The sequence below is a fragment of the Lapillicoccus sp. genome (assembly GCF_039935575.1).
Taxonomy (GTDB): Bacteria; Actinomycetota; Actinomycetes; order Actinomycetales; family Dermatophilaceae; genus Lapillicoccus.
The window spans coordinates 1-6,998 of the sequence record NZ_JBDTKA010000126.1; the positions used below are offsets into that span (position 1 = coordinate 1).

Here is a 6,998-nt window from a genome sequence, read left to right on the forward strand (position 1 = left end):
GGATGTCGCCTTCCCGGCGCAGCTCGAGGTCACGCTGGGCCAGCTCGAACCCGTCGGTCGTGGCCGCAACCGCCTCGAGACGCCCGGCCGCAGGCGTACCCGGCTCCGCGTCGCTCACCAACAGGCACAACCCCGGCGCCGACCCACGTCCCACCCGGCCGCGCAGCTGGTGCAGCTGGGAGATCCCGAACCGGTCGGCGTCCATGACGACCATGACCGAGGCGTTCGGCACGTCGACGCCGACCTCGACCACCGTGGTCGCGACGAGGACGTCGATCTCCCCGGCCGAGAACGCCAGCATCGTGGCGTCTTTGGTGTCGGCATCGAGCCTGCCGTGCAGGACCGCCATCCGCGCGGACGCAAGGGACGGCACGACGGCCAGCCGCTCCAGCATCGCGTAGACCCCGGTCAGCTCGCGGACCTCCGGCTGGCCGGGATCGTCCGGACCACCGGGCTTGTCAACCAGATCCAGCTCGTCAACCGCGTCCATGCCGTCCGTGCCGTCCATGCCGTCCGGGCCGTCCGGTTCTTCGGTCTCGCCGTCACCGATCTTGGGACAGACGACGTATGCCTGTCGGCCGCGGCCGACCTCCTCCGCCACCCGGTCCCAGGTGCGGTCCAGCCAGCCCGGACGGGACGCCGCCACGACGTGCGTGGTGATCGGCGACCGCCCGGCTGGGAGCTCGCGCAACGTGGACGTCTCCATGTCGCCGAACACCGTCATGGCCACGGTTCTCGGGATCGGTGTGGCCGTCATCACAAGCAGATGCGGCGGGGCTTTCCCCTTCTCCCGCAATGCATCCCGCTGCTCCACACCGAACCGGTGCTGTTCGTCGACGACGACCAGTGCCAAGTCGTGGAACGAGACGCGGTCCTGGATCAGCGAGTGGGTGCCCACGACGATCCCGGCATCGCCCGTGACGACGTCATTGAGGGCCGTCCGCTGCGCACCCGCGCTCAGGCTCCCGGTCAGCAGGGCGATCCGGGTGCCGATGGCGCTGCCGCCGAGCATTCCGCCCTGCGCGAGGTCGCCGAGCATCGCGGTGAGAGAACGGTGGTGCTGCGACGCGAGAACCTCGGTCGGTGCCAGCAGGGCGGCCTGGCCACCGGCGTCGACGGCGGCGAGCATCGCCCGCAGCGCGACGACGGTCTTGCCCGACCCGACCTCCCCTTGCAGCAACCGGTGCATCGGTCTGTTGCGGGCCAACTCACGGGCCAGGACCTCGCCGACCTCGCGCTGTCCCGCCGTGAGGGTGAACGGCGCCCGCGCGTCGAACGCGGCCAGCAGCCCGCCCTCCCGCGCGACGCGGGAGGTGGCGGTCATCTCCTCGACCGCCTGGCGGCGCTGGGCCAGGATCACCTGCAGCACGAATGCCTCGTCGTAGCGCAGCCGGTCGACCCCGAGGCGCGGCGTGTCCTCGAGCCGGGGGCGGTGGATGAGCTCGAGCGCCGCGCGCCGAGACATCAACCGGCGACGTCGGCATATCTCCTCCGGCACGGGTTCGCGGACCCGGTCGACGGTGTCGAGCGCGAGCTCCACGGCGTTGCGGATGTCGAGCGAAGTGACCTTCGTGGTCTCGGAGTAGACGGGGATGTAGTGCCCGAGATAGCGGGCGACCCCCTTCTCGGCGGTCGCGAGCGGGTCGTCGGCGTCGGCGGCGGCACCGCCCCAGCCGTCGTCGGCCAGGCCGAGCACCTCGTACTCGGGGTGGGTCAGCTGCCACCGGCTGTTGAACCGAGACACGGTGCCCACGAAGACGCCCACCACCCCGGGTGCCAGCTTCCGCTCGTGGCCCCAGGCCTTGAAGAACGTCAGGTCGAGCTCGTGCCTCCCGTCGGTCAGCGTCGCGGTGAGCATCTTCTGGCGCGGGTTGCGGCGCATCGGCTGGGTGCGGGCCCGGACGACCCGGGCCACCACGAGCACCGTCTCGCCCTCACGCAGCGTCGACAGGTCGGTGAGCGCGTTGGTGGCGACGTAGGCCCGTGGCAGGTACTCGAACAGGTCGCCGATGGTGTTCAGGGCCTTGTTCTTCGCCAGCGGCGAAGCCGCCTTGGGGCCCACGGCCTTGACCAGCGCCGTGTCCTCGGTCCAGACGCCGCTCACTCGACGCCCAGCAGGAGAGGGTAGACGGGTTGGCCGCCGTAGAGCTGGTTCACCTCGAGGTGGCGCCGGGTGGTGCGGGCTGCCGCGCCGACCTGAGCGGCGAGGGACGGGGACGCGTCCTCACCGGCAACGATGGTGAGCAGCTCGCCTCCGCTGGCGAGCAGCCGGTCCACGACCTGTCCCGCCACCCCGGCAAGGCCGTCATGTTCGTCAGAGTCGCCAGAGTCACCAGAGTGATGGCCGACGATGACGATGTCGCCGTCGACGATGCCGAGCACGTCGCCGGCGTGGCAGAGGCCACCGGAGGTGAACGCCTCCTTCGTCGCGACGGTCACCGCTCCGTTGCGGGTCGCCGCGGCGGCGCTGCTCATCGCGAGGACGTTCTCCGCCAACGACCGTCCGGGGTCGTGCACCGCGAGTGCCGCGATGCCCTGGACCGCGGTCCGCGCTGGTACGACCTGGATCTCGATGCCCTCCTCGGCGCCTACGCGGGCGGCTGCGTTCGCCGCAAGAAGGGTGTCGGCGTCGTTGGGCAGCAGCAACACGGACGCGGCTCCTGTCGAGCGCACGGCTTCGAGGAACTGCCCGGCGCTCGCCCGGCGACGGGGTCCGCTCGGGATGACCCAGGCTCCGGCCGCTCGGAAGGCGACGGCCAGGCCCTCCCCGGCAGCGCAGGTGACCACCGCGAGGGCGTTGCGGTCGGGTGTCGCACGCACCTGGTCGCGGAAGTGCGTCACCCGGATCCGGTGCGGGCGGCCCGCGGCTATCCCCGCCTCGATCGCCGCGCCGACGTCGTCGACATGGACGTGCACGTTGCGCAGGTCACCGGTGCCCACGACCAGGACCGAGTCGCCCAGGCGGTCCAGCTGCTGCCGCAGATGGTCGACGTCCGCGTCGGAGCTCCCCGACAGCAGGAACATCACCTCGTATGCCGGCCCACCCTCCTCGAGGTCGGCCAACGTCGCACCGACCGGGTTGACCACTGGCTGGGTCCAGCCGGCCCGGCGCTTGAGCGGGTCCTCCCCGGCGAACGAGTCGGCGGGCACGTCGCCCGTCACCACTCGCTCGAGCGACTCCAGCAGCAGGACATATCCGGCGCCACCGGCGTCGACGACCCCGGCTTGAGCGAGCCGGGGCAGCTGCTGGGGAGTGCGCGCGAGTGCCGTCCGGGCCGCTTCGAGCGCGGCGAACGTAACGGCATACAGGCTCTCGTCGGCTGGTGTGCCGCTCGCCGCCTGCGCGGCCTGCGCGGCCTGAGCGGCCTGAGCGGCTGCCGTGGCTGCCGCCCGGGAGACGGACAGGATGGTGCCTTCAACCGGCCGGCTGACGCTGCTCCAGGCGAGGTCGTCGGCGCGGCTCATCGCTGCCGACAGGCCCTGGCCGTCGAGGCCAGAGGCCCCCCTGGCCGCGGCCTCGTCGGCGAAACCCCGGAAGATCTGGCTGAGGATGACCCCGGAGTTGCCGCGCGCCGTCAGCAGCAGCGCCCGCGCAAAGATCTCAGACTCGGTGGCCAGGTCGTGCTCCGCGATGGGTCGTCCGGTGCGGGAGCGTTCTTCGTACTCCGTGCGCGCCGCGTCGAGTCCCGCGTCGAAGGTTAGGTAGAGGTTCGTGCCCGTGTCCCCGTCGGGGACTGGGAAGACGTTCAACGCGTCGATCTCCGCTCGACGCGACGCGAACGCCGCGCGGGTGACCACCGCCCACCGCCGCGCAGCAGCGTTGTCCAACCTCGTGAGCACGGCGTCGCCCTGCACCCCGCTGCTCACCAGGGCAGGTTACTCGGGAGCCACCGCCGGACGGCGTTTTGGTCGGTGGTCGCTGCTCCGCTATTCTTGACCGGTTGTCCGCGCGGCTGCGCTGCGCCAGAGGCCACCTGTCTTTTCGTTCGATCCATCACGCAATCCGAGTACCAGGAGATCCAACCGTGGCTGCCAACTGCGATGTCTGCGGCAAAGGACCGAGCTTCGGTCACAACATCTCGCACTCGCACCGTCGCACCAAGCGCCGTTGGAACCCCAACATCCAGCGCGTCCGGACGATAGTGAACGGTGTGACGCCCAAGCGTCAGAATGTCTGCACGTCCTGCCTCAAAGCGGGCAAGGTCACGCGCTGAACGCCTGACAACTGTCTCGAGGAGGCCGGCACCCCACGTGGGGTCGCCGGCCTTCATCAGGTCCGCTGGGCTGTCCCCGGGCTTGCGCCGAAATGGTCCCAACCGCGCGGTTTCTGCCGGATGCCGTCGAGGCTCACCCCGCGACCAGCGACCACCCGGCCTATCACCCGGAACCCGGCGGGGACGTGGTCCCGGTCGGCAAATGTCGCGAGGAGCGAGTGCTCCTCACCACCGGCCAGCACGCACTCGCGGGCCAGGTCACGGCCGACGGCCGGGGTCAGCCGTTCGACGTCGGGGGTGAGAGCCGTCTCCGACAGGTCGAGGCACACCTCGCTCGCCCGGCCGATCCGGTCGGCGTCGCGCAGCAGGCCGTCCGAGATGTCGAGCATTGCGCTCGCTCCGGCGCGCGCCGCAGACGGCCCGTCGGCGAGGGGTGGCTCGGGTCGACGCTGACGGGCGACAGCCTCGGGGTCGGCGTCGGGTCTCCCTTGCTCCAGCAGCGCCCAGCCGGCCCCGGCCAGTCCCAAGGACCCACAGACCGCCACCACGTCACCCACCAGCGCACCCGAGCGGAGCACTGGCGCCCGGCCGTCCATCTCGCCGAGCGCGGTGACCGACACCATGAGCACACCCGACGGCCCCGAGGACAGGTCGCCGCCCAGGACGTCTACCTCGTGGGCGGCCGCGGCAGCGCCGATCCCGCGGGACAGCGCCAGTGTCCACTCGACAGTCGTGGCCGGGTCGGCGACCAGCGTGACCAGCAGGCCGGTCGGCCGCCCACCCATGGCGGCGACGTCGGCGAGGTTCTGGGCGACCACCTTGGCACCCACGTCCTCGCCGCTCGACCAGGCGTCGCGCCAGTCTCGGTCCCGGACCATCGCGTCGGTCGTCGCGACCACCTCGACCGGCGCTGCCGCACAGCCGTCGGCCTGCGGCCCCACGCGCGAGACGGCCGCGTCGTCACCCGGCGGCACCACCAGACGTCCCCCGGCGTGCTCCGTCTGGTACGAGCGCAGCACGGGGATGATGAGAGCCAGCAGGTCGTCCTCCCCGAGGTCAGCCAGGGTCCGCTCGTCCATACCACCTCTCCCTCTCACCGGCACCGGCGACCGGTCGGCCTCCCGCCCTGAACGCAACGGCCCACGCGCACGGTAGCGTCTGCGGTGCGACGCGACGGTGCGGCGCAGGCACCGGGGCGCCGAAGCCCCGTCCAACAACAGGAACGAGGTGTGCCCCAGGTGGTCCAGGCATACATCCTGATCCAGACCGAGGTCGGCAAGGCAGCGTCCGTCGCCGAGGCTATCGCCGGGATCTCCGGGGTCGCCCTTGCCGAGGACGTAACCGGGCCTTACGACGTGATCGCCCGCGTGGAGGCAAACACCGTCGACGAGCTGGGCAAGCTGGTCATCGCCAAGATCCAGGACGTCCCCGGCATCACTCGCACCCTCACCTGCACGGTGGTCCACGTCTGACTCCTCGCCGCGCGGCCGGAGCCGCGCTCATGGCGCTGCTGGCCGCGACGGGCTGTTCGGCCTGCTCGCGGGGCGTCCAGGTGAGCATCCCTGTCCGCGCGTCCGACACGGCGTGTACGACAGCCGCTGCAGCCTGGCCGGGCTCGGTGTCGGGGCGGTCCGTCGTGACGACGGACCCCGTCTCCTCCGCCGTCCGCGCCTGGGGCGACCCGGCCATCGTCGCGCGCTGTGGTGTGGACCCGCCAGGCCCGACCAAGGACGACTGCCTGACCGTCAACGGCGTCGACTGGGTCGCGACGCCCTTGTCCGACGGGACGCGGTTCGTCACCTACGGACGCGACCCGGCGATCGAGGTGCTCATCCCTCGCGGTGACCAGCCCGAAGGCAGCCTGCTGCCGGTCTTCACGGCATCTGCCGACGCCCTGCCCACGACCGGCCGGCACTGCAGCTGAGCCTCACGGGAGTCAGCGCAGGCCCGTATGCCGCTCGAGGGCGAGCGCAATCAGCTCGTCGATGAGCTCGGTGTAGGAGACCCCGCTCGCCTGCCAGGCCAGGGGGTACATCGAGGACGGGGTGAACCCGGGCATCGTGTTGATCTCGTTGAGGATGACGTCGCCGTCGTCGGTGTAGAAGAAATCCACCCTGGCCAGCCCTTCGCAGCCCGCCGCCTCGAAGGCCGTCACCGACATCGCTTGGATGCGCGTGACCACCTCGTCGGGAACGTCCGCGGGGCAGTCCAGCCGCACGTCGTCGGCAGCCAGGTACTTGGCCTCGAAGTCGTAGAACGCGTGACCCTTGACGACCACCGCCTCCCCGAGTGCACTCGTACGGGCCGGCCCACCCCCGCGGCCTTCGAGGACCCCGCACTCGATCTCCCGACCCCGGACGGCCGCCTCGACGACCACCTTCGGGTCATGGATGCGCGCGATCTCGATGGCGGCCGCCAGCTCGTCCCGGGACTCGACTCGGCTGATCCCCATGCTCGACCCGGCCCGGGCCGGCTTGACGAACACCGGCCAGCCGAGGCCGGCCGTCGCGTCCAGGGCTGCTTGCCAGTCGTGGCGCCAGAGCCGGTCGGGGACCACCACGTAAGGGGCCAACGGGAGCCCGGCAGCCGCGAACACGAGCTTCATGAAGGCCTTGTCCATCATGACCGCCGACGCGGTGACACCGGAGCCGACATAGCGCACGTCGGCCAGCTCGAGCAGGCCCTGGAGGGTCCCGTCCTCCCCGAACGGCCCGTGCAGGAGCGGGAACACGACGTCGACCGCACCGAGCTCGCGAGGCGGCTCCCCCGGCTCGAGCACGGTGA

General features: G+C 71.4%; 7 protein-coding genes. 3 read left to right on the forward strand and 4 right to left on the reverse strand.

Annotated features, from left to right (window positions below; translation table 11 throughout):
- A partial coding sequence (locus ABI385_RS15130; RefSeq protein WP_348104590.1) for an ATP-dependent DNA helicase RecG occupies positions 1 to 2,104 on the reverse strand: 2,104 nt, incomplete at its 3' end.
- A complete protein-coding gene (locus tag ABI385_RS15135; RefSeq protein WP_348104591.1) occupies positions 2,101 to 3,867 on the reverse strand; it encodes a DAK2 domain-containing protein in 1,767 nt (588 codons plus the stop codon). The genes ABI385_RS15130 and ABI385_RS15135, both read right to left, overlap by 4 nt.
- 158 nt (positions 3,868 to 4,025) lie before the next feature.
- On the opposite strand from ABI385_RS15135, the gene rpmB reads away from it, so the two are divergent.
- Positions 4,026 to 4,214, forward strand: a complete 189-nt coding sequence (gene rpmB / locus ABI385_RS15140; RefSeq protein WP_348104592.1) for a 50S ribosomal protein L28 — start codon at positions 4,026 to 4,028, stop codon at positions 4,212 to 4,214.
- Between the two features lie 56 nt (positions 4,215 to 4,270).
- On the opposite strand, the gene thiL is transcribed toward rpmB, so the two are convergent.
- A complete protein-coding gene (gene thiL / locus ABI385_RS15145; protein ID WP_348104593.1) occupies positions 4,271 to 5,293 on the reverse strand; it encodes a thiamine-phosphate kinase in 1,023 nt (340 codons plus the stop codon).
- Between the two features lie 159 nt (positions 5,294 to 5,452).
- Here thiL and ABI385_RS15150 point away from each other — a divergent pair, with 159 nt between their 5' ends.
- Together ABI385_RS15150 and ABI385_RS15155 are read left to right on the forward strand one after the other, a co-directional pair.
- Entirely contained in the window at positions 5,453 to 5,686 is a 234-nt protein-coding gene (locus tag ABI385_RS15150; RefSeq protein WP_348104596.1) for an Lrp/AsnC ligand binding domain-containing protein, read from the forward strand.
- Between the two features lie 29 nt (positions 5,687 to 5,715).
- The gene (locus tag ABI385_RS15155; protein WP_348104594.1) at positions 5,716 to 6,138 is read left to right on the forward strand and encodes a DUF3515 family protein; all 423 of its coding nucleotides are present in this window, start codon (positions 5,716 to 5,718) and stop codon (positions 6,136 to 6,138) included.
- A gap of 12 nt (positions 6,139 to 6,150) precedes the next feature.
- On the opposite strand, the gene ABI385_RS15160 is transcribed toward ABI385_RS15155, so the two are convergent.
- Positions 6,151 to 6,998 (reverse strand): D-alanine--D-alanine ligase family protein (locus tag ABI385_RS15160; RefSeq protein ID WP_348104595.1); only part of this gene is annotated, 848 nt, incomplete at its 5' end.

Bases quoted from the DNA above. Each gene is read 5' to 3' on its own strand.
- thiL (WP_348104593.1), bottom strand. From the start codon at position 5,293: ATGGACGAGCGGACCCTGGCTGACCTCGGGGAGGACGACCTGCTGGCT.
- ABI385_RS15155 (WP_348104594.1), top strand. From the start codon at position 5,716: ATGGCGCTGCTGGCCGCGACGGGCTGTTCGGCCTGCTCGCGGGGCGTC.